Below are 20,789 nucleotides of genomic sequence, written 5' to 3' on the forward strand. Positions count from 1 at the left end.
TCCAAGCCGCGCTACCATCCCCGCCATGCAAGACAGCCAAGACCTGACGACGCGCCTCATCCACCACCCTTACACGCCGCCGCCGGGCTTTGCCGCGCCGCAGCCGGGCGTGTTCAAGGCCTCGACGGTGATCTTCCCGAACGTGGCCGCGCTGCGCTCGCGCGAGTGGAAGGACAAGAGCGGCTACACCTATGGCCTGCACGGCACGCCCACCACCTTCACGCTCGAAGAGCGCCTGTGCACGCTCGAAGGCGGCTTGCACTGCCTGCTCGTGCCCAGCGGCCTTGCGGCCATCAGCACTGTGGGCCTGGCGCTGTTGCAGCCGGGCGACGAGGTGCTGATCCCCGACAACGCCTACGGCCCGAACAAGGAGTTTGCGCGCGGCGAGCTCGCGCGCCTGGGCGTGGGCCACCGGCTGTACGACCCGCTGGACGCTGCCGACCTTGCCGCGCAGATCACGCCGGCCACGCGCCTGGCGTGGCTCGAAGCGCCGGGCTCGGTGAGCATGGAGTTCCCTGACCTGCCTGCGCTGGTACGCATCTGCCGCGCGCACGGCGTGTGCTGCGCGCTCGACAACACCTGGGGCGCGGGCCTGGCCTTTGCGCCGTTTGACTTGCTGCGCGACGGCGGCAGCCTGGGCGCGGACATCTCCATCCACGCGCTGACCAAGTACCCGAGCGGCGGCGGCGACGTGCTCATGGGCAGCATCGTCACGCGCGACGCGGCGCTGCACCAGCGGCTGCAGCGCACGCACATGCACCTGGGGCTGGGCGTGGGCGCGAACGACGCCGAGGCCGTGCTGCGCGCGCTGCCCAGCCTGGCGCTGCGCTACCGCGCGCACGACGTGGCGGCACGCACGCTCGCGCGCTGGCTCGCGCAGCAAAGCCAGGTGGTGCAGGTGCTGCACCCGGCGCTGCCAGGCGCGCCAGGGCACGAACATTGGCGCGCGCTCTGCGCTGGCGCCAGCGGGGCGGCGCAGGATGCTACGAAGGAAGTAGCTACAAGCGCTGATCCAGGCTTGGCTGCGGGGCTTTTTAGCATCATTTTCGACGCGCGCTACCGCGCCGAGCAGGTCGATGCCTTCTGCGATGCGCTGCGCCTGTTCAAAATCGGCTACAGCTGGGGCGGGCCGATCAGCCTGGTCGTGCCCTATGAGCTCGCTGCCATGCGCAGCCGCCCGGCGCCGCAGCTGCGCACCGGCCATTTGGTGAGGTTTTCCGTCGGACTCGAAGCGGTGGCAGATTTGCAGCGCGACTTGCAGCAAGCTCTGACACAGGCGCTGCCGCCGCTATAGCCGACCATCGTGTTCTGGTGTTTGATCTAAAACAAGGGTTTTCCATGATGGCGTAGCGGCGGCGAACGTCTTACTTTGGAGCATCTCTATTGCAGGAGGCTCCGATGAACGAATCCCCCGCCACCTCCGACCTCACCCCAGCCGCCGAGCCCACACACGCCATCACGCTGCAGCCCTTGCGCTGGGCCGACCCGCTGCGCTGGCTGCTCAAGGGCTTGCAGGACGTGCGCGCTGCGCCCGGCATTGCGCTGTTTTATGGCATTTGTTTCTGGTGCATGGCGCTGTTGCTCGGCTGGGTGTTTCGCAACCAGCCCGAATACACCATGTCGCTCGCGAGCGGCTGCCTGCTGGTCGGGCCGTTTCTTGCCATGGGCCTCTACGACACGAGCCGGCGGCGCGAAGCGGGTCTCGCGCCCGACCTGGGGCAGTCGATCACCTGCTGGGACAGCCACATGGGCAGCATGGGCATGTTGGTGCTCGTGCTGATCGTGCTCGAACTGCTCTGGGGGCGCGCCTCGCTCGTGGTGTTTGCGGTGTTTTTCGACACCGGCATGCCCTCGTCGAGCGGTGTGTTCGAGGCCGTGTTCAACCCGCGCAACTGGGAATTCGTCGCGGTCTATACCGTGGTGGGCGGCGCGTTCGCGGCGCTGGTGTTTTCGTGCACGGTGGTGTCCATTCCGATGATCCTGGATCGCGACACCGACGCGCTCACGGCCTGCATCACGAGTATGCGCGTGGTTGCAGCAAACCCCGGCGTGATGCTGCTGTGGGGCGCTTTGATCACGGCGCTCGTCCTGGCCTCGCTGTGGATCTGGGGCGCGGGCCTGCTGCTCGTGGGGCCGGTGCTGGGCCATGCAAGCTGGCACGCCTACCGCGCCGCGGTGGCGCCTACAACTGCACCCACGGCTACGGGCGCTGCCTGATCAGCGCAGCAGCTTGACGAGTTCTGGCCAGACGTTGGCCAGCAGGCGCGGCTGGGCCTGCGCGTTCGGGTGGATGCGGTCGGGCTGGAACCAGGCCGTGGGGTCGGGCCCGTCGGCCACGCCCGCGAGCAAAAAGGGCACGAGCGCCGTCTTGTGCGCGCGCGCCACTTTGGGAAACAACGCGGCGAATTGCTGCGTGTAGGCGGCACCGTAGTTGGGCGGCACCTGCATGCCCACGAGCAGCACCTTCGCGCCGGCCTGCTGCGCAGCCTGCACCATGGCCACGAGGTTGTCCTCGGTGTGCGCAAGGGCCAGCCCGCGCAGCGCATCGTTGCCGCCGAGCTCTATCACCACCACGCTGGGTCGGTGCTGTGCGAGCAGCGCCGGCAGGCGCGCGCGCCCGCCCGAAGTGGTCTCGCCGCTGATGCTCGCGTTGACCACGGTGGCGGCGATTTTTTCCTGCGCCAGTTTTTGTTCAAGCAGCGCCACCCAGCCACTGCCGCGCGGCAGGCCGTATTCGGCGCTCAGCGAATCGCCGAGCACCAGGATCACGGGTGCGCGTGCCGGCGCTTTGGGCGCCTGGCGCGCCTGCGTGGACACGACGAAAAGCCCCGCAGCCGCAGCAGCGCCCGCGTGCAGGATAAAGTCACGTCGATGCACAGTGCGAATCCTCATTCCCAACCTTTCATGACTTCATGACCCAAGCCGCGCCTTTTTCGCCGCCATCACCCCAAGCTGCCAGCCCCAGTGCAGAGCCCATGGTGGCCGTGGAGCATCTGAGCAAGTCGGTGACGGATTCGAGCGGCACGCTCGACATTTTGCGGGATGTGGACTTTCGCCTCGCGCCGCGCGAGACGGCGGCCATCGTGGGCGCCTCGGGCTCGGGCAAGAGCACGCTGCTGGCGTTGATAGCAGGGCTGGACACACCCACGCGCGGCACCGTGCGCCTGGCCGGTCAAGACCTGTTTGCGCGCGATGAGGACGCACGCGCCGCACTGCGCGCGCAAAAAGTGGGCTTCGTGTTCCAGAGCTTTCAGCTGCTCGCGCACCTCACGGCGCTCGAAAACGTGATGCTGCCGCTGGAGCTCGCCGGGCAGCGCGATGCACGCCGGCGCGCGACCGAGATGCTCGCGCGCGTGGGGCTGGCGCAGCGCCTGCGCCACTACCCCAAGCTGCTCAGCGGCGGCGAGCAGCAGCGCGTGGCGCTCGCGCGGGCTTTCGTCGTGCAGCCCGCGGTGCTGCTGGCCGACGAGCCCACGGGCAGCCTGGACTTCGCCACCGGCGAAAAAGTCATGCAGCTGATGTTCGAGCTCAACCGCGAGCAAGGCACCACGCTGGTGCTCGTGACGCACGACGCGCGCATCGCCGCGCAGTGCCGCCGGCGCATCACGCTCGAAGCCGGGCAGGTGGTGGAGGATGTGGGTGAGAACGAGTGACAGAATCACGGCTTACGCAAATCGGGGTGAGGCAGGCACTCATTCCATGGGAAAACACCTCGCTACATCCTTGTTTGCGCAAGTCCAGACAATGAGCCGTTATTGGGCGCGGCTCATCCTGCAGGGGACTTTCGGCACGCGCGCGTGAACGCAGCCCGCGCGCAGGGCGAAGTCTCGCCCTGCGGCCGGCACTCATTTGAGGGTTTTCGCGAATTCCGCGGATTCTTTTTCGACGATCTGTTGGATTACGTCCTGATAGGCGGCGATCCAGTCGGTTTGCGAAACCCACTTCTTGCCATCCCACATGTCGACGCGCGTTTTGCCACCGCCGCCATGGTCTTTCGCTGTAACGGTGATCGGCGCCATCAAGCCTCCGGCATCGAAATTTTTGATGCTTTCGAGGCCTTTTTTCATTTTTTCGGGTGTCAGTGGCCAGCCGCCTTGCTTGACAGCGAGGCGCGCCCCTTCAAAAACGATGGTATATATTGCAAGTCCCGTATTGTAATAAATATCATTGAGATGCTTGCGGTCGCCGGAGCCTTGGTTTTTGTCGTAGAGATCCTTGATGATTTGCTGTATCAAAGGATGATCCTGCCCACCAACGACATTGGTACCGCGTTTGATGCCTTTGGCATTATCCGGGCCGATGTTGTTGATGTCGACTTCGTTGAACCAATTGACGGAAATATATTTGTCAATCGGAATTCCATTGCGCTTCATCTCACGCGCGGCGACCACGTGCATGTTGGAGAGGTTCCAACTGATCACCCAGTCCGGATTGAAGCGGCGTATTTGCGTCCAGACGGCAGCTTGGTCATTCCCGGGAAGGGGGTGAGGGGCAAGAAACAATTCAAAGCCTTCTTTTTCGGCCAGGGTCTTCAATACGCCGATCGGCTCTTGGCCAAAAGGGTAATCCGGATAAACGTAAGCTATCCGTTTGCCCTTGATGTTTCCTTTGGCCTGGTCTTTGATGTATTGAATGTCGTTGGCCACCTGTCCCCAATAGGTGGGGCCGAGCGCAAAAATCCATTTGAAGACCTCGCCGTTGATTGCATCTCCACGGCCAGTGATGGCCTGGATCATCACCCGTTTATCGTCCATCATGCGCGGTATCAAGGCGCGTGAAACCGGCGTGGACATGAAGTCATAGGTAATCGCACCTTCACGCTTCATTTTTTCATAGCACTCGATGCCGCGCTGGGGCTCGTTGCCATGGTCTTGCACCAAAATCTCGACGGGATGGCCTTCGATGCCCCCTTTCTGGTTCACGATCTTGGCGTAATCACGTGCAGCCTGGGCGAATTGCGGCGTGACGAATCCATAGGCTTTCGTGAGGTCATAGCATAGAGCCAATTTGATCGGCTCCTGTTGGGCGTGCGCCATGCCGGACGCCGCCAATCCAAGTCCCGTCGCGACCAAATATTTGATCAAAATACGTTTCATGGTGTCTCCTTAATGATATAGGGATGAACCTGTGCTGGCTCGTTATTTTTTATTCTTGGCAAATTCGGCAGATTCTTTTTTTACGATTTCCTGAATGACGTCGGTGTATGCTGCTATCCAATCCGTTTGGGGAATCCATTTTGCTCCATCCCACATATCGACGCGCGTTTTGCCACCGCCGCCATGGTCTTTGGCGGTAATGGTAATGGGCGCAATAAACCCACCGGCATCAAAATTTTTGATGCTCTCGAGTCCTTTTTTCATTTTTTCGGGGGTCAAAGGCCAGCCGTACTGCTTGATCGCCAAGCGCGCACCTTCGGCGACTATGACATAACTCGCCAAACCTGAGTTGTAATATACATCGTTCATGTTTTTACGCTCGCCGCTGCCCTGGCCTTTGTCATACAATTCTTTGATGATTTGTTGGATCAAAGGGTGATCCTGGCCGCCGACAACATTGGTTCCGCGTTTGATGCCTTTGGCATTTTCCGGGCCGATGTTGTTGATGTCCACTTCGTTGAACCAATTGACGGAAATGTATTTGCTGATAGGGATGCCGTTGCGTTTCATTTCACGTGATGCCACCACATGCATGTTCGAGAGATTCCAGCCGAGAATCCAATCGGGATTGAAGCGGCGAATTTGGGTCCATGCGGCAGCCTGATCATTCCCCGGCATGGGGTGCGGAGCCAGCATCAATTCGAAACCTTCGCGTGCCGCGAGGGTTTTCAAAACCCCGATAGGCTCTTGCCCGAAAGGATAGTCTGGATAAATGAAAGCTATTTTTATCCCTTTGAGGTTTCCTTTGGATTGATTTTTGATGTATTGAATGTCGTTGGCAACTTGACCCCAATAGGTCGGGCCCATGGGGAAAATCCAGGTAAAAACCTCACCATCGACGGCATCACCCCGGCCAGCATAGGGCTGGATCATGACATTGCCATCCGCCATAGCGCGTGGCACCATGGCCCGAGAAACGGGGGTTGAAAAAAATTCAAATGTGATGGCCCCTTCACGTTTCATTTTTTCATAGCATTCGATGCCGCGCTGCGGTTCGTTGCCATGGTCTTGGATCAGCATTTCGACGGGATGGCCCTCGATGCCGCCGTGGAGGTTCAAGAGTTTGACGTAATCGCGCGCGGCCTGGGCGATTTGTGGGGAAACGAAGCCATAAGATTTCGTCAAATCGTAACAGCCGGCGAATTTGATGGAGTCCGGGGCCGCCTGTGCAGCCTGCATACCTGAAAAGGCCAACACCAGGCCAGCAGCAACTGAAAGACACTTGAGTTTCATGGCAATACTCCTTACAGTGAATGAAGTGAGAGAAGAAGGAAGGGAAAATGCGTGGATCAAGTGAGCCAGCGTTTGCGGCGACGGTAGTGCTTGATTTCATGGAAATTTCGACCTTCGGCACCGCCAAGGTAAAATTCCTGGATATCTGGATTTTTCTTCATGGCTTCGGCGCTGTCGTGCATCACGATACGCCCGTTTTCGATCAAATAACCGTGTGAAACCACTTCGAGGGCGGCCACGGCATTTTGTTCGACGAGCAATACCGAAAGCCCCTCTTGTTTGTTGATGCGTTGCACGATTTCAAAAATTTCCGCGACAAGAAACGGAGCCAGTCCGAGGCTGGGCTCGTCGAGCATCAGCAGTTTGGGTTGGGTCATCAAAGCGCGGCCGATCGCGAGCATTTGTTGTTCGCCGCCCGACAGATAGCCCGATTGAGCCGTGCGACGCTGATAAAGGCGCTTGAAGTATGAGTACACCATATCCTTATTGCGCAGCATGTCCTGGCGGTTGCCGCGCACGGCCGAAGCCGCGATGAGGTTTTCATCGGGCGTGAGATGTTCGAATACGCGCCGCCCTTCGAGTACATGCACGATGCCGAGTTTGACGCGCTCTTGGGGAGCCAGCGCGTCGATGTTTTGGCCCATGAAGCGTACTTCGCCGCGGGAGACCTTCCCACGTTCGGGGCGCAGCAGACCGCTGATGGATTTGAGCGTAGTGCTTTTGCCGGCCCCATTGGCGCCAAGCAAGGCGACCATTCCCCCTTGGGGCACCTCTAGAGAAACGCCTTTGATGGCGAGCGAAACGCTGTCATAAATGACTTCGACATTGTTGAGTTCGAGTATGGGCGGCGGAGATTGCATCTGCATACCCGCGGTGACGCTGATCGATACGCTGGACGTGATTTGCATGGGTATTCTTTCGGTTTATTTGCGCACGTAGCCGAACGGCCAAACCATCAGATAGTTGCGCACGTTGGCATACAGCTTGCCAAGTCCCATGGGCTCCACGAGCAAAAAGATGATGATGAGAGCACCATAAACTGCATTGGGGATATGGGCCAGAGTTTCCACACTCAGTGAAATCCCGGCGATTTTTGCCAAGCCATTGATCAGGCCATTCATGAAACCTGGCATCAGCAAAATGAAAGCCGCCCCGAAAAAGCTGCCAATGATGCTGCCCAAGCCGCCGACAATGACCATTGCGAGCAGTTCGATGGAGATGTTGAAAGCAAACTGTTCTGGCGTCGCAGCACGATAAAAAGTAAAGACCAGCAGAGCCCCACTGAGCCCGCCGATGAACGAGGACGTCGCAAAGGCCACGAGCTTGTAATAAAAACTGTGCACCCCGATCACGGCTGCGGCGTAGTCTTTTTCGCGCACGGCCACCAGGGCCCGGCCCAAGCCCGTACGCCGCAGATTGAGCATGAAAATGGTGACCAAAACGCACCAGCCCAGCGCTACGTAATACAAACCGGCTTCCGAGGTGATGGCCTGGCCTAGCAGCTTGAGCTCGGGAGCTTGCAGCGTCGCCTGTGTGCCGCCGCTGATCGCGGGTACGTGGGCAATGACCCAGTCCATCACGAATTGCATGGCCAAGGTGCTCAAGGCGAGGTACAGCCCTTTCACACGCAAAGCAGCAAAAGCAAAAACGACACCAATGACCGAAGCCACCAATCCGCCGAGGATCATGGCGATTTCCCATGGTATGCCGTTGCGTGCGGCGTGGATGGCTCCATAGGCTCCCATTCCCATGATGGCGGCGTAGCCGAAATGGAACTGACCGGCCCAACCGAGCACCAAATTCAGGCCCAGGACGGCGGCTGTCCACACCAACCACGGCAGCAGATGCGTGTTCAGGGTCAAAGAACTGAACGTGAATGGGGCAGCCAGTGCGAGCGCCAGCAATGCTCCTACCATCCAGCGATCGGCGGGAAGTGGGTACAGTTTCTGCGCTTGGGCATAACTCGTGTGATAAATACCTGCTTGGCGAAAGATCATGGTCGTCAAATCCTTTCGATGTCGTGGCGGCCAAACAGGCCATGGGGCCGAATCATGATGGTCAAAATGAGGGTGGCGGCGACGACCAGTTCACGGCTTCCGCCGCCCACCAGCGGATCGAGATAGCCTGAGGCCACTCCTTCCAGAAAGCCCAGCAACAAACCGGCAAGGATCGCCCCGCCTATGCTGTCGAGACCGCCGAGCACAGCCACCGTCAACCCTTTGAGCAGGAGCAGCGCAAGCCCTTGATTGACGCCTTGCACGGCTCCCCAGAGCACGCCGGCCGTGGTGGCAAGTACGGACGCCATGGCCCAGGAAAAGGCAATGCCCCGCTCCACCGAAATGCCAACCGACCAGGAGGCGATATAGTCATCCGAGATCGCGCGTAAGACGATGCCTTGTCGGGTATGAAAGAAAAACAAGAAGATGGCAAACAATGCCACGGCCACGATGGCACCGACGACATAGGCGCGATTGATGAGAAGCGGCCCGAGAAACAGTGGCTCGTCACTGATGCCGATGTTCATGGGGGCGCCGGTGCTGCCCCAGATGGACATGGTGGCCGCGCGTGTGAAGATGTCTATGCCCAGCGTCATCATCAAAATCATGATGATGGGCCGCCCGGCAAGGCGTCGCAGGGCCACACGCTCTATTCCCATGCCCACGAAAAACATCACCAGCATGGCCAAGGGAATCGCCAGCCACAACGAAACGCCGAGGCCATGGGCAATGGCCAACACCATGTAGGCGCCGAGCATGGTCATCGCGCCTTGCGCCAGATTGGGTACCGAAGATGACTTGTAGATGAGCACGATGCCCAGCGCCACGAGTGAATACATGAGCCCCGACAGCGCGCCATTGACGCCGAGCTCTGCAAACAGTGAAAAATCCATGCCTCAAACCTCCTGTATCGAGAGTTCGCGCTCGATGGAGCCGACCTCTCCGGTTTCATACGTGATTTGCGCTTTCATCGTGACGGACTTCTGGCCGCTGTAAATCGCTTCGATGACGGGCGCATATCGCTGTTCGATGACATTGCGACGCAACTTGCGCGTGCGTGTGACTTCGCCATCGTCGGGATCGAATTCTTTGTGCAGCGAGACGAAATGGCGCAGTTTGAGCGCGTCGGGCAAGATCGCGTTGACGCGTTGCACCGCTTGTGCGATTAGTTTCAGCACCTCGGGGTTTTGCGAGAGGTCGGCATAGGACATATACGAAATCCCACGCACTTCGGCCCAATGACCGACGGCCTCCATGTCGATACAGACCATGACCGCCAGTGAATCGCGGTCTTTACCGAGCACCGCAGCGTCTTTGATATAGGGGCTGAATTTGAGACGGTTTTCGATGTAATTGGGAATGAAGCGCTCGCCCTTGGCGGTATAGACGACTTCCGACAAGCGCCCAAGCACCACGATGTGCCCGTCGGGCTCCAAATAGCCGGCATCACCCGTATGGAGCCAGCCGTTTTCGAGGGCTTCCTGCGTGGCTTTCTCGAGCTTGTAATAGCCGGAAAAAACGCTGCCCGAGCGCACCATGATTTCGCCGTTGTCGGCAATTTTGACCTCGACGCCTGGCAGAGGTTTGCCCACCGTATGCAAGCGTACTTCTTGCGCGTCCTGCAGCGCCGTGAAAGCGCTGTTTTCGGTCTGGCCGTAGAACTGGCGCAATTGCACGCCAAGGGCGCGATAAAAGACGAAAGTGTCTTCGCCGATCGCTTCACCGCCGGTGAATGCGTGCTTGAGATGTGTCAGTCCGAACTGGTCCTTGATGGGGCCGAAAATGACCAGCTCTCCGAGGGGGCGCAACAGCTTTTCCTTCAAGGCTATGGGTTTTCCCTCGAGCTTTTGACGTTCGGCTTTCAGCGCCGAGTTCATGAAAACGTCATAAAGCCACTTCTTGAGGGGGGTGGAGTCTTCCATGCGCACCTGGATGGTCGTGAGCATGTTGTCCCAGCTGCGCGGCGCCGCAAGGTAAAACGACGGCGCAACCTCACGCAGGTCGTGCAGCACCGTTTCCTGGCGTTCGGGGATGTTGATCGTGAAGTGCAGTGCCACCCCGGCACCCATGGTGATGGCAAAGTCACCCACCCAGGCCATGGGCAAGTAGGCGAGCACGCTTTCGCCAAAGTCGAAAGCGCCGCCGCGAAAGGCGTTGCCAACGCCCGTGAGGATGTTGCGGTGGCTCAACACCACACCTTTGGGCTTGCCCGTCGTGCCAGAGGAGTGGACGAAGACTGCCGGGCCCTGCGGCGTGGCGTTTTCGATCAAGCGCCGGCGCAGATCCGGCTCGGCGGAGAGCCGCTGAGCACCTTGCGCCTGCAGCTTTTCCCATGAAAGGAGGCCAGGGTGCTGGTAATGGGTCAGGCCGCGCGGCTCGTCGTACACGATGTGCTCGATGGTCGTGCCGGCTTCTCCGAGGTCGAGCACTTTGTCCACCTGCTCCTGGTCTTCGGCGAGCGCAAAGCGCAGATGCGTTTCTTGGATGAAGTGGCGGATCTCGTCGGGCGTAGCGTCAGGGTAGGCCGGCATGGCGTAACCGCCGAGCATTCCCGCAGCGAGCATGCCCATGTAGAGGTTGGGGCGGTTGTCGCCGAGCACGAGCAAGGCGTCTTCGCTGCCAAAACCCATGCCTTGCAAGCCCGCAGCGCAGGCCAGCGTTGCTTCGAGCATTTGCGCCCAGGTGGTTTCCTGCCAAATGCCCAGGTGTTTTTCACGCATGGCAACGCGGTTGCCGAGCACTTCGGCATTGCGCGCGAGGATGCGAATCAGCGTGGTGTCGGGCTGCAAATCCCAGGTAGAGGAGTGCTTTTCAGTGCTTTGCATGGGCTCCCCCCAGGTAGGCTTGGATGACGCGTTCGTCTTTGATGACTTCGCTCGGAATGCCCGTGCCTATCGTTTCGCCGTAGCTCAACACCATCATGCGGTCGCAAATGCCGGTGATCACGTCCATGTGGTGCTCGATCAGCAGCACCGTGACGCCACGTTCATCGCGCGCATCGAGAATGAAACGGGCCATGTATTCTTTTTCCTCCTGGTTCATGCCGGCCATGGGTTCGTCGAGCACGAGGAAAATTGGCTCTGCCACCAACGCGCGCGCCAACTCGACGCGCTTTTTGAGGCCGATGGGGATGCTGTCCACGAGCTCGTCGCGCACGCTTTGCAATTGCATAAAGTCGATGATTTCTTCGACTTTGCGGCGGTGCGCGACTTCCTCGTTGCGGCTCAGCCACCAGTAAAGAGCGGTCTTCACGACGCCGGGCTTCATGTGGATGTGGCGCCCGAGCATGATGTTGTCGAGCACACTCATGCCGTTGAAGAGCGCCAGATTCTGGAATGTGCGCGCCACGCCCAGCGCCGCGATTTTGTGTGGCGGCATGCCGGTGATTTCCCGGCCGTTGAGCCAGATGCTCCCGACCTGGGGCGGGAAAAATCCCGTGATGGCATTGGTCATGGTCGTTTTGCCGCTGCCATTGGGGCCGACCAAACCGAAAATCTCACCGCGTTCGATGCGCAGGTTGACCCCCGTGAGGGCAACCAGTCCACCGAAGCGACGCTCCACGTCTCGACATTCGAGGACGGGAGTCGCTGTCTGCTGTTCAGCATGCATGTAGGGGATTCCGCTTTTTGATAGGAAAGTTGAAAAACCGAGCGATGGCCCACCCATGGCCCTAGCAGCCTGTTGGACTTTGGGCGTCGAAAGCGAGAATGGGCCCCAGCGAGGCCAGTTTTTGCCGGATTCGCCGCCCCATAGCGGGACTATGGGGCAAGAAGACGGTAAAAAATGGGCCGCTGCGGCACATTCGCAGCCGACGATTCCAAAGTCCGACAGGCTGCTAGCAACCTGTCGAAACAGAGGTGGGCCTTGCAAAAGCAAGGCGCGATGGTAGAGGCTAACGCTTGTTAGGCTGCCTGGGGTTTGCCCTAGTCAAGCTCACTTTTTTGCAGTCCTCGAGGGTTTTCCCTGCGTGTTCGCAAGGAGCGTTGACCGCCAGACTTTGGACTTTTCGCGCGTACGCGGGCTCGTGGCAGGGAGGTTGATCGTGGTAACCTTCGCCCCCATGCGCAAATACCTATGCTTTTTACTCGTCGCTTGTGCTGTAGGTGCACAGGCAGCGCCCGTCAACGGCTCGGCGGATGAGATGGATCGGTTGTTGGCCGAAAAGGTATTGGCCGACAAGGGTTTGCTGGGGCAGTGGAACGAGGTGCGCGCCTCAGTGGCCGAGAAAGCACAGTCGGTGGCAGACAGAGCCTCCGAGCTGGTGGTCAATGCCATGGGCTTTATCGGCGTGCCTTATCGCCGTGGTGGCAGCAGCGCCGAGACAGGATTTGATTGCAGCGGTTTCGTGCGCGCCATATACCAGCAGACCGTGGGCCTGGTGTTGCCGCGTAGCGCCAATCAGCAGGCGGCCAATACCCAGGTCATAGACAAGAAAGACTTGCAGCCGGGCGACCTGGTGTTTTTCAACACCATGCGCCGCGCATTCAGCCATGTCGGGATTTACGTGGGCGACGGCAAGTTCATCCACTCACCGCGCAGCGGCGCCGAGGTGCGCGTGGAAGACATGCACATGGCGTATTGGCAGCGCCGCTTCGACGGCGCGCGCAGGGTAGTGACTCCAGCGGCAGCGACGGCGCAGCAGTAAGAAAGCAACCGCAAACACCTTGTCGGGGTGGCGGTTGGGATGGCTGCGCTTGCCGCCATCTTTCGCTGTTACTGAAATAGGCTCTTATGTCTGGACGCGAAAAAAACCGGTACCTGCCGTTCCTCTGCCGACTTCTTCTTCCGTGGCTTCACGCACGGCATGAACCTTGAGTTGCAGGCGTAATGCCATCCCTGCCAAGGGATGGTTGCCGTCGAGTACCACATGTTCTGGGTAGAGTTGCGCGATGGTGTAGAGCCCCTCGCGCGGGATGTCTTGGCTGCAAGAGCGCGGCAAGGCGCTGCCTTCGAAGCACATTCCTTCTTCGATTTCGGCTGGGAACAATGCCCGTGGTTCGAGAAACAGTCGTTTTTCGTCGAAATCGCCAAAGGCATCTTCGGGTTCGAGGTGTAGCGAGAGCTTGGAGCCCGCGGCATGGCCTTGGAGCGCCTGCTCTATGCGTGGCAGCAAATCGTTGCCACCCACGAGAAACTCCACCGGCTCGTCGAGTACGTCGAGGACTTCGCCCAAGGTGTCTTGCAAGTTCCATGTGAGTGCGACTACGCACTGAGGGGTGATTTCCATAAGAGAATTGCCGTTTCGTGAGCCGTTTTGGCTCGTTCAGATGGGGCTATTTTCATGGATATTCAACAACCGGTCACGCTGTTGGGCGGTCTCAGCCCGGCGCAGTTCATGCGTCGGCACTGGCAGCGAAAACCTTTGCTGGTGCGCGGGGCGATAGCCCGGTTTACTCCGCCGGTGCGGCGTGCCGAGCTTTTTGCCTTGGCACGCAGGGATGACGTAGAGTCAAGGTTGGTGCAACAGAGGGGCGACACCTGGCAGTTACGCCATGGCCCGTTTGCGCGCCGTGCACTGCCGCCGCTGGCGCAGCCTCGCTGGACCTTGCTGGTGCAGGGAGTGGACTTGCATGACGAGCGGGTGCACGCATTGATGCAGCAGTTTCGCTTCGTGCCCGATGCGCGGCTCGACGACTTGATGATCAGCTACGCCACCGATGGCGGTGGCGTCGGGCCGCATTTCGACAGCTACGATGTATTTTTGCTGCAAGCCCATGGGCGGCGCCGTTGGCGTATCGGGCGCCAGAAAGACCTGCGCTTGCGCGAAGACATTCCCTTGAAGGTGCTGGCGCACTTCGAACCAGAAGAAGAATTCGTGCTCGAAGCCGGCGACATGCTCTATTTGCCACCGCGTTATGCCCACGACGGCGTGGCCGAGGGCGAGTGTATGACGTATTCGATCGGCTTTCGCGCCCCGGAGCGCCGGGAGCTCGCGCAGGAACTGCTGTTGCGGGTTGCGGAAAGCGTGGCTGAGCAAGAGGCACCGGAACACCGCTATCGCGATGCCGGGCAGCAAGCGGTTGCCAATCCTGCCGCCATGCCGGAAGAACTCCAGCAATTTGCGCGTGATGCGGTGACGCGCGCGCTGGCACAGCCCTGGATACTGGAGCGTGCGCTGGGAGAATATCTGAGCGAGCCCAAGCCCAGTGTGTGGTTCGAGCCCACCGCCAGCGGGTTGCTGCAAGGCGGCATCGTGCTCGACCGCCGCACACGCATGCTCTACGATGCGCAGCACGTGTTCATCAACGGTGAGAGCTATCTGGCCGCGGGGCGTGATGCCGCCTTGATGCGCCGCCTGGCCGACATGCGCCGGCTGCAGGCGCACGAATTGGCGCGCGCCAGCGCAGAGGCGCTGGAACTTCTGACGTCGTGGTGCGAGGCTGGCTGGGCGCATGTTTGCAGCGATGAGGAGTCGCTCTTATGACGGACGTCGTCTCGATACCGCAAGAAGGCGGCCCGGCTGAATTGCCCACAGGTCGCTTTGCCGGGCGCGAGGTTTTCGTGGAGCAGTTGCGCGCTGCTTTTGCCATGGCTGCGCAAGCCGGCTGGAAGGAAATCATCGTCAGCGATGCCAATTTCCACGACTGGCCCTTGGGGGAGCGCGCCGTCATCGATGCACTGCAGGCCTGGGCGGGTAGCGGCAGGCGATTCACCATGCTCGCCTGCACTTACGACGAGGTGATCCGGCGGCACGCGCGTTTCGTGCGCTGGCGTGCTACCTGGGAGCACATCATCACCTGCAGGCGCAGCGCCGGCGCCGATCCACTAGAGATTCCCAGCGTGTGGTGGTCGCCGGGCTGGGTGCTGCAGCGGCTCGACGTGGTGCGCTGCGCCGGGGTGATGAGCACGGCGCCAGAGCGCCTCGTGGCCGTGCATGAGCTGCTCGAAGAGTGGGTGCGCAACAAGAGCGCGCCGGGTTTTCCGTCAACCACATTGGGGTTGTGACGTTGCTGTTGACATGCACCTGGGTAGTGCTTGGATGCAACAGTGTTCATTTTTCAGTGCATCTCAGTGTTAGTGGGTATTGACGAATCTCCCTATAATCCACTTTTGTGCATCGATGAACTTCCAAGTGCATCCTGCCAGCGCGTAGATGGCTAGAGGAATCTGTCGCGATGGTGTTTCCGTTTCATCTGTCAACTAGGAAAACTGCAATGAAAAACTCTCTCGTCCTGGCTACCTTGATCGCTGCTGCCGCCCTCGCCGCTTGCGGCAAGAAGGAAGAAGCCCCTGCGCCGGCTCCCGCTCCTGCTCCCGCAGAAGCTCCTGCTCCGGCTGCAGCGCCCGCTGCTGATGCATCGGCTGCTGCACCTGCTGCCGACGCATCCGCTGCAGCGCCTGCTGCCGACGCATCGGCTGCTGCACCTGCTGCCGACGCATCCGCTGCCAAGTAAGTCAAGCCTCAGAGAGGGTTGCCCGGGGTAATACACGGGCAACCCAGTGGCCATCCAGTCGGTGGCCACAAAAAACCCGCTGCACGAACGTGAAGCGGGTTTTTTTGTGCCTGCCCGCGAGTGGCGAGCGGAAAATCGTGCGGGTGGGTGTTGGCACGCCGCCCTATCGAAAACGGCTCAGGGGGGCGCGGTGGTGCACTGTGGATGGCAAATCAGCGCAGATCTTCCACGAGCACTTTGAGGATGCGCTCGGCATTGGCCGAGGTTTCTGGGGCGCCGGTTTCGTTCAACACGGAGACGGTGGTATTGCCTTCGTTTTCGGCATGCACGCGGATGCGGTACTTGAGCGGTGGTGCAGCGTCCGAGCTGCCAAAGATCTTGCCGAAAAAGCCGGGCTCCTTCTTGTCGGGGTTGGGCGCGACGTAGCGCACGAAATACAGCCCTTCGTTGCGGTTGCGGTCTTCGACCGTGAAGCCGGTGCGGTCGAGCGCCAATCCAACCCGGCGCCATGCGCGATCGAAGCCTTCGTTGAGGCGCACGATGGGCGTTCCATTGACGTTGGCCAATTGCGCTGCGGGGGCTTTCAGTTCGGGGGCGGCGGCAACGGCTTTGGCTTGTTCCTGGCTGACGCCGAGCTTGACCATCAGGCGACGCAAAAATTCGGCTTCGAGTTCGGGGTCGGGTTTGCGTGGCTGCCAGACGGTTGAGTCTTTGGTCGAGCTTGCATAGACCTCTTCCATGCCGCGGTGGGTGATGTAGATTTCGGTGCCCCCCGTGGGCGTGCGTTCGAAGCGGGTGCGGAATTTGTCACGCTCGCCCGTGGAGTAGAGCGAGTCGAACACCTTGCCAATCGTGGAGCGAATGAAGTCCTGGGGAATCTTGGCGCGGTTTTCGGCCCAGTCGGTTTCCATGATGCCGAGTTCGGGTTGCTCTATCACGAGGTTGAAGCCGTTTTCTTGCCAGAATTCGCGCACGGGCTCCCAGAGCTTGTCGGCGGGCCTATCGACGACGAGCCAGCGGCGGTCACCGTCGCGCTCTATGCGGACGTCGGCGATTTGCGCTATGGCGGTCTTGGATTGCGCCTCGGATTTGCTCGTCGCCTTGCCGGCTTCGAAGGCTGCGGCAGAGACGGCCCCACCCGGCACGGTGTAGCGGCTGTCTTGCGAGAGTTGGGTCAGGTCGGGTGGTACTTCGAGCGTGGGCGCTTTGGTGGCGCTTTTGTAGTCCACTTTGTCGCTCTCCAACACGGAGCAGGCGGACACGGCGAAAGCGAGGCCCAGCAGGCCCCATCGTGCAGTAGGGTTCACGCGAAAATCCTCGGAGAGTCTTGGATGGGGAGATGCTTACAGCAAGCCGCTCGCGCGCAAGGCCGCCTCGACCTGGGCTTCGTAGGCGGGCTGCAGCGGCGTCATGGGCAGGCGCAGCGTGGGGCCGCACAGGCCCATGCGTGCCATGGCCCATTTGACCGGGATGGGGTTGGCTTCGACGAACAATTGCTTGTGCACGGGCAGCAGGCGGAACTGGATTTCCATGGCGCGGCGCACGTCGCCGGCGAGTGCGGCGGCGCAGAGTTCGCGCATCAGGCGCGGCGCGACGTTGGCCGTGACGCTGATGTTGCCATGGCCGCCGCAGAGCATGAGTGCGACGGCGGTCGGGTCGTCACCCGAATACACGCCAAAGCCTTGTGGCAGCTCGCGGATCAGCCACTGTGCGCGTTCGATGTTGCCGGTGGCTTCCTTGATGCCGATGATGCCGGGTACCTGCGCGAGGCGCAGCACGGTGTCGTGCTGCATGTCCGCCACGGTGCGGCCGGGCACGTTGTAGAGGATGATGGGCAGGTCGCCCACGGCTTCGGCGATGGCCTTGAAGTGCCGGTATTGGCCTTCCTGCGTGGGCTTGTTGTAGTAGGGCACGACCTGCAGCTGGCTGTCGGCGCCGACATTTTTGGCGAAGCGCGCGAGCTCGATCGCTTCGGCGGTGGAGTTGGCGCCGCAGCCGGCCATGATGGGCATGCGCTGGGCGGCCTGCTCGACCGCGACGCGGATGATTTCGCAGTGCTCTTCGACGTTCACGGTGGGCGATTCGCCCGTGGTGCCGACCACGCTGATGCAGTCGGTGCCTTGCGCGATGTGCCAGTCGATGAGTTTGCGCAGGGTGGGATAGTCCACGCTGCCGTCCTCGTGCATGGGGGTGACGAGGGCGACGATGCTGCCGGTGAGGGTGACGCGAGAGGAGGTCATGTCCGCAAGTGGAATCAGGAATAGAGCATTCTAACGATATGAGCCCTGAGGGAGGCGTGCAGTTCCTTGCGCGCGTCCGAAGCCGGCAGCGGACATGCGGCGCCCGGGTTGCGCGCTCAATCGCAGAGCAAGGCCGGTAGCGTCTGCGCCGCGGTGCCGCGCAGCACGATATGAGCGACGCCATCGAGATCGCTGTCGTGCGGGTTGACGACGACCACTTTGGCGCCAGCCTGGCGCGCCTGGTGCGCGAGCCCGGCGGCCGGATAGACCTCGCCCGAGGTGCCGACCACGAGCATCAAGGTGCAGCGCTGTGCGGCCTGCTCGGCGGCGTGCAGCGTGGCCGGCGGCAGCATCTCGCCGAACCACACGACGTCGGGGCGCAGCAGGTTGCCGCAGTCGGGGCAGCGCGGCGGACTGTCGGCCTGCGCGCGGTCGGGCGCACAGACCCGGCCGCTGTGGCGCGCATGAAAGCACAGGTCGAGCCAGCGGTCTTGAAAGATGTTGCCGTGCAACGCCAAGGCGTCGGTGCTGCCGGCTTTCTGGTGCAGGCCATCGACGTTTTGCGTGATCACGGTGAGGCGCCCCGGGTGGCGCTGCTGGTAGGCGGCGATGGCGTAGTGGCCGGCGTTGGGCTCAACCTGGGCCATGGTGGCGCGGCGCTCGGCGTACCAGTTCCAGACGAGCTCGGGCTGGGCACGAAAGCCTTCTTCGGTGGCGAGTTCGGCGGGGTTGAAGCGCGCCCACAGGCCGGTCTGCGCGTCGCGGAACGTGGGGATGCCCGATTCAGCGCTCATGCCGGCGCCGGTCAGCACGGCAACGTGCTGCGCGGCCTGCAGCCAGGCGCGCACTTGCGCAAAGTCGGGGCTGGAGTCAGGGGATGCGGTCATGGCAATGGGCCTATGGAGAGAAGAGGCGGGCAAAAAGGCCGATGACCGAAACGGGCCGGAAAGACGCTCAACCGGCCATGGCCATGGGCCCAAGATGCGCTATATCTTGCCGATTTTGCCCCGCCGCGGCAATCCCGCGCACCACGTCGCCGACCACGATCACCGCGGGGCTGGCCAGGCCCTGCGCGGTGATGGCGGCCGGCAGCGTGGCCAGGGTGGCGGTGGCGTGGCGCTGCGTGGGCAGGCTGGCGTGTTCGATCACGGCCACGGGCGTGTGCGCGGGCAGGCCGGCGAGCAGGCCCTGCGCGATCTCTGCGGCGTGGCGCATGCCCATGTAGATCACCAGCGTGAGGCGCGCCGCGTGTGCGGTGTGCGCGAGCAGGGGCCAGTCCACCCCCGGCGCGCCGGGCTGGGCGTGGCCGGTGATGAAGAGCACGCCGTGCGCGTGTTCGCGGTGCGTGAGCGGCGCGCCCAGCGCGGTCATGCCCGCAAGCCCGGCCGTGATGCCGTTGACCACCGTGACCGGCACGCCCGCGGCGCGCAGGCGCTCGACTTCTTCGCCGCCGCGGCCGAAGATGAACGGGTCGCCGCCCTTGAGACGCACCACGGTTTCGCCGGCGCGCGCGGCCTGGAGCATGAGCTTTTCGATGAAGGCCTGCGGCGTGCTCTTGCAGCCGCCGCGCTTGCCCACGTGCACGATGCGCGCGCTGGGTGCGGCGTAGGCGAGGATGGCGTCGCTCACCAGGTCATCGACGAGCAGCAATGTGGCGGCTTCGATGGCCTTGAGCGCCTTGAGCGTGAGCAGCTCCGGGTCGCCCGGGCCGGCGCCGACCAGGGTGCAGCTGCCAGGATGCGGGTGGGCCGAGGAGGCGATGTTTTCGGTCATGGCAGGGTCCTTGATGCGGGTTCGGTGGCGGGGGCTTTTCAGGCGGTGCGGGCAGCGCTGGTGTTTGAGGCTACTTTGCGGCTCAACTGCACGATGTATTCCACCTGCTGGGCCAGGGCTGGCGGGGTGGGCAGTGCGCCGGCCAGCACGGCGCGTGTGTAGTGCGCGGTGCTGGCCGCGTCTATGCTGCTGGGCAGGCCCGGCACTTCGGGCGCGGTGCCGGGCTGCTGCGCTTGCACAGGCAGGTGCTGGCCATGCACGAAGGCGTCGTAGCGCGGCGCGCGGCGCGGGTCGGCGCAGACTTCGCCCTCCAGGCCGCGCGAGAGCAGGGCGTTCATGCCGCGCAGTGCGCAGGTGCCGCACAGCACCTCGAGGTATTCGGGGTGGGTGTAGCTGCCGACCAGCAGGGTCGGGCCCGTGCTGGGCGCGATGAGCTTGGCGACGCTGTGGCCGGGGTTGCGCAGGCCGACGACCTCGCGCACCGCGAGCAGGCGCGCAAGGCCCGGTTGCAGCTGGGCCGTGGAGATGTGGGCGAGCGTGCCGTTTGCTAATTTTTCGGGAGCTTCCAGCGCAGGTATGTCGAGCGCAAGGAGCACTTCTTGTGCCGTAACCCGGCGCGCCTCGGTGCGCATGCCGTGCAGCAGTACGGGCAGCCCTTCACGTGCCAGCAGCAGCGCCAGCAAGGGCGTGAGCACCGGCAGTTTGCGCGCGCCGTTGTAGCTGGGGAGCACCACCAGAGGGCGATCGCTGGCCGGGAAGGCGTTGAGCCGCGCCTCGGTGGCATCGAGAAAGCCGGCCATTTCGGCGGCGGTTTCGCCTTTGATGCGCATGGCCAGGCAGAACGCGCCGATCTCCAGGTCGCTGACGCTGCCGTCCAGCACCTGCGCGAACAAGTCCGCGGCCTGCTCGCGCGTCAAGGCGCGCGCGCCCCGCACGCCGCGGCCGATTTCTTTGAGGTACTGACTGATACCCATGGTGTGTATTGTTGCGGGGTGC

At 61.8% G+C, this 20,789-nt stretch carries 21 protein-coding genes; 7 read left to right on the forward strand and 14 right to left on the reverse strand.

What is annotated here, in order from left to right:
- Positions 1 to 25 precede the first annotated feature (25 nt).
- Positions 26 to 1,294: a PLP-dependent transferase gene (locus DFR45_RS08700; RefSeq protein ID WP_114483319.1), complete on the forward strand. Its 1,269-nt coding sequence runs from the start codon at positions 26 to 28 to the stop codon at positions 1,292 to 1,294.
- A gap of 104 nt (positions 1,295 to 1,398) precedes the next feature.
- On the forward strand, positions 1,399 to 2,217 hold the full coding sequence (locus tag DFR45_RS08705) for a DUF2189 domain-containing protein (protein ID WP_114483320.1): 819 nt from the start codon (positions 1,399 to 1,401) through the stop codon (positions 2,215 to 2,217).
- On the opposite strand, the gene DFR45_RS08710 is transcribed toward DFR45_RS08705, so the two are convergent.
- Positions 2,218 to 2,892: an arylesterase gene (locus tag DFR45_RS08710; RefSeq protein WP_114483321.1), complete on the reverse strand. Its 675-nt coding sequence runs from the start codon at positions 2,890 to 2,892 to the stop codon at positions 2,218 to 2,220.
- A gap of 20 nt (positions 2,893 to 2,912) precedes the next feature.
- Between DFR45_RS08710 and DFR45_RS08715 the strand changes: the two genes are divergently transcribed.
- The gene (locus DFR45_RS08715) at positions 2,913 to 3,653 is read left to right on the forward strand and encodes an ABC transporter ATP-binding protein (protein ID WP_114483322.1); all 741 of its coding nucleotides are present in this window, start codon (positions 2,913 to 2,915) and stop codon (positions 3,651 to 3,653) included.
- A gap of 192 nt (positions 3,654 to 3,845) precedes the next feature.
- Here the strand turns inward: DFR45_RS08715 and DFR45_RS08720 are convergent, their stop codons facing one another.
- From DFR45_RS08720 to DFR45_RS08750, 7 genes are read right to left on the reverse strand one after another with little or no spacing between them, the layout of a single operon-like run.
- Complete coding sequence (locus DFR45_RS08720) at positions 3,846 to 5,096, reverse strand: ABC transporter substrate-binding protein (protein WP_114483323.1); 1,251 nt, start codon at positions 5,094 to 5,096, stop codon at positions 3,846 to 3,848.
- 42 nt (positions 5,097 to 5,138) lie between these two features.
- On the reverse strand, positions 5,139 to 6,389 hold the full coding sequence (locus DFR45_RS08725; RefSeq protein ID WP_114483324.1) for an ABC transporter substrate-binding protein: 1,251 nt from the start codon (positions 6,387 to 6,389) through the stop codon (positions 5,139 to 5,141).
- Between the two features lie 56 nt (positions 6,390 to 6,445).
- Entirely contained in the window at positions 6,446 to 7,255 is an 810-nt protein-coding gene (locus tag DFR45_RS08730) for an ABC transporter ATP-binding protein (RefSeq protein ID WP_114483432.1), read from the reverse strand.
- A gap of 57 nt (positions 7,256 to 7,312) precedes the next feature.
- Positions 7,313 to 8,386 (reverse strand): branched-chain amino acid ABC transporter permease, encoded by a 1,074-nt coding sequence (locus tag DFR45_RS08735; RefSeq protein ID WP_114483325.1) that lies wholly within the window; start codon positions 8,384 to 8,386, stop codon positions 7,313 to 7,315.
- 5 nt (positions 8,387 to 8,391) lie between these two features.
- Positions 8,392 to 9,279: a branched-chain amino acid ABC transporter permease gene (locus DFR45_RS08740; protein ID WP_114483326.1), complete on the reverse strand. Its 888-nt coding sequence runs from the start codon at positions 9,277 to 9,279 to the stop codon at positions 8,392 to 8,394.
- A 3-nt stretch (positions 9,280 to 9,282) separates the two neighbouring features.
- Positions 9,283 to 11,211 (reverse strand): AMP-dependent synthetase/ligase, encoded by a 1,929-nt coding sequence (locus DFR45_RS08745; RefSeq protein WP_114483327.1) that lies wholly within the window; start codon positions 11,209 to 11,211, stop codon positions 9,283 to 9,285.
- Entirely contained in the window at positions 11,198 to 11,947 is a 750-nt protein-coding gene (locus tag DFR45_RS08750; RefSeq protein WP_241659403.1) for an ABC transporter ATP-binding protein, read from the reverse strand. Before DFR45_RS08750 ends, DFR45_RS08745 begins: the two co-directional genes overlap by 14 nt.
- Before the next feature lie 499 nt (positions 11,948 to 12,446).
- On the opposite strand from DFR45_RS08750, the gene DFR45_RS08755 reads away from it, so the two are divergent.
- Positions 12,447 to 13,031: a C40 family peptidase gene (locus DFR45_RS08755; protein ID WP_114483433.1), complete on the forward strand. Its 585-nt coding sequence runs from the start codon at positions 12,447 to 12,449 to the stop codon at positions 13,029 to 13,031.
- A gap of 84 nt (positions 13,032 to 13,115) precedes the next feature.
- Here the strand turns inward: DFR45_RS08755 and DFR45_RS08760 are convergent, their stop codons facing one another.
- Positions 13,116 to 13,613 (reverse strand): FKBP-type peptidyl-prolyl cis-trans isomerase, encoded by a 498-nt coding sequence (locus DFR45_RS08760; protein WP_114483329.1) that lies wholly within the window; start codon positions 13,611 to 13,613, stop codon positions 13,116 to 13,118.
- A 54-nt stretch (positions 13,614 to 13,667) separates the two neighbouring features.
- Here DFR45_RS08760 and DFR45_RS08765 point away from each other — a divergent pair, with 54 nt between their 5' ends.
- From DFR45_RS08765 to DFR45_RS08775, 3 genes are all read left to right on the forward strand, one after another.
- Positions 13,668 to 14,810 carry a cupin domain-containing protein gene (locus tag DFR45_RS08765; protein ID WP_114483330.1) on the forward strand — a complete coding sequence of 381 codons (1,143 nt, stop codon included), beginning with the start codon at positions 13,668 to 13,670 and terminating at the stop codon, positions 14,808 to 14,810.
- Positions 14,807 to 15,331: a hypothetical protein gene (locus tag DFR45_RS08770; protein ID WP_114483331.1), complete on the forward strand. Its 525-nt coding sequence runs from the start codon at positions 14,807 to 14,809 to the stop codon at positions 15,329 to 15,331. The genes DFR45_RS08765 and DFR45_RS08770 overlap by 4 nt, the downstream gene beginning before the upstream one ends.
- Positions 15,332 to 15,540: 209 nt before the next feature.
- Positions 15,541 to 15,780 (forward strand): hypothetical protein, encoded by a 240-nt coding sequence (locus tag DFR45_RS08775; protein WP_114483332.1) that lies wholly within the window; start codon positions 15,541 to 15,543, stop codon positions 15,778 to 15,780.
- A gap of 212 nt (positions 15,781 to 15,992) precedes the next feature.
- On the opposite strand, the gene bamC is transcribed toward DFR45_RS08775, so the two are convergent.
- The 5 genes from bamC to ybiB all read right to left on the reverse strand — a co-directional run bounded on the left by bamC (position 15,993) and on the right by ybiB (position 20,767).
- On the reverse strand, positions 15,993 to 17,087 hold the full coding sequence (gene bamC / locus DFR45_RS08780; protein ID WP_114483333.1) for an outer membrane protein assembly factor BamC: 1,095 nt from the start codon (positions 17,085 to 17,087) through the stop codon (positions 15,993 to 15,995).
- A gap of 36 nt (positions 17,088 to 17,123) precedes the next feature.
- A complete protein-coding gene (dapA, locus tag DFR45_RS08785; protein WP_114483334.1) occupies positions 17,124 to 18,020 on the reverse strand; it encodes a 4-hydroxy-tetrahydrodipicolinate synthase in 897 nt (298 codons plus the stop codon).
- 116 nt (positions 18,021 to 18,136) lie between these two features.
- Positions 18,137 to 18,907 (reverse strand): SIR2 family NAD-dependent protein deacylase, encoded by a 771-nt coding sequence (locus DFR45_RS08790; RefSeq protein ID WP_114483335.1) that lies wholly within the window; start codon positions 18,905 to 18,907, stop codon positions 18,137 to 18,139.
- Positions 18,908 to 18,974: 67 nt separating this feature from the next.
- A complete protein-coding gene (gene cobA / locus DFR45_RS08795) occupies positions 18,975 to 19,793 on the reverse strand; it encodes a uroporphyrinogen-III C-methyltransferase (protein ID WP_114483336.1) in 819 nt (272 codons plus the stop codon).
- Between the two features lie 38 nt (positions 19,794 to 19,831).
- Positions 19,832 to 20,767, reverse strand: coding sequence for a DNA-binding protein YbiB (gene ybiB, locus DFR45_RS08800; RefSeq protein ID WP_114483337.1), 936 nt, complete (start codon positions 20,765 to 20,767; stop codon positions 19,832 to 19,834).
- Positions 20,768 to 20,789: the final 22 nt, after the last annotated feature.

Source organism: Extensimonas vulgaris (assembly GCF_003337425.1).
Lineage (GTDB): Bacteria > Pseudomonadota > Gammaproteobacteria > Burkholderiales > Burkholderiaceae_C > Extensimonas > Extensimonas vulgaris.

Coding starts and splice junctions, on each gene's coding strand:
- DFR45_RS08720 (WP_114483323.1), bottom strand. CDS start 5,096: ATGAAACGTATTTTGATCAAATATTTGGTCGCGACGGGACTTGGATTG.
- cobA (WP_114483336.1), bottom strand. CDS start 19,793: ATGACCGAAAACATCGCCTCCTCGGCCCACCCGCATCCTGGCAGCTGC.
- DFR45_RS08735 (WP_114483325.1), bottom strand. CDS start 8,386: ATGATCTTTCGCCAAGCAGGTATTTATCACACGAGTTATGCCCAAGCG.
- DFR45_RS08765 (WP_114483330.1), top strand. CDS start 13,668: ATGGATATTCAACAACCGGTCACGCTGTTGGGCGGTCTCAGCCCGGCG.
- DFR45_RS08775 (WP_114483332.1), top strand. CDS start 15,541: ATGAAAAACTCTCTCGTCCTGGCTACCTTGATCGCTGCTGCCGCCCTC.
- DFR45_RS08770 (WP_114483331.1), top strand. CDS start 14,807: ATGACGGACGTCGTCTCGATACCGCAAGAAGGCGGCCCGGCTGAATTG.
- ybiB (WP_114483337.1), bottom strand. CDS start 20,767: ATGGGTATCAGTCAGTACCTCAAAGAAATCGGCCGCGGCGTGCGGGGC.
- DFR45_RS08730 (WP_114483432.1), bottom strand. CDS start 7,255: ATGCAGATGCAATCTCCGCCGCCCATACTCGAACTCAACAATGTCGAA.
- DFR45_RS08715 (WP_114483322.1), top strand. CDS start 2,913: ATGACCCAAGCCGCGCCTTTTTCGCCGCCATCACCCCAAGCTGCCAGC.
- DFR45_RS08790 (WP_114483335.1), bottom strand. CDS start 18,907: ATGACCGCATCCCCTGACTCCAGCCCCGACTTTGCGCAAGTGCGCGCC.
- DFR45_RS08760 (WP_114483329.1), bottom strand. CDS start 13,613: ATGGAAATCACCCCTCAGTGCGTAGTCGCACTCACATGGAACTTGCAA.
- DFR45_RS08755 (WP_114483433.1), top strand. CDS start 12,447: ATGCGCAAATACCTATGCTTTTTACTCGTCGCTTGTGCTGTAGGTGCA.
- DFR45_RS08710 (WP_114483321.1), bottom strand. CDS start 2,892: ATGAGGATTCGCACTGTGCATCGACGTGACTTTATCCTGCACGCGGGC.
- DFR45_RS08725 (WP_114483324.1), bottom strand. CDS start 6,389: ATGAAACTCAAGTGTCTTTCAGTTGCTGCTGGCCTGGTGTTGGCCTTT.
- DFR45_RS08745 (WP_114483327.1), bottom strand. CDS start 11,211: ATGCAAAGCACTGAAAAGCACTCCTCTACCTGGGATTTGCAGCCCGAC.
- DFR45_RS08700 (WP_114483319.1), top strand. CDS start 26: ATGCAAGACAGCCAAGACCTGACGACGCGCCTCATCCACCACCCTTAC.
- dapA (WP_114483334.1), bottom strand. CDS start 18,020: ATGACCTCCTCTCGCGTCACCCTCACCGGCAGCATCGTCGCCCTCGTC.
- DFR45_RS08705 (WP_114483320.1), top strand. CDS start 1,399: ATGAACGAATCCCCCGCCACCTCCGACCTCACCCCAGCCGCCGAGCCC.
- DFR45_RS08740 (WP_114483326.1), bottom strand. CDS start 9,279: ATGGATTTTTCACTGTTTGCAGAGCTCGGCGTCAATGGCGCGCTGTCG.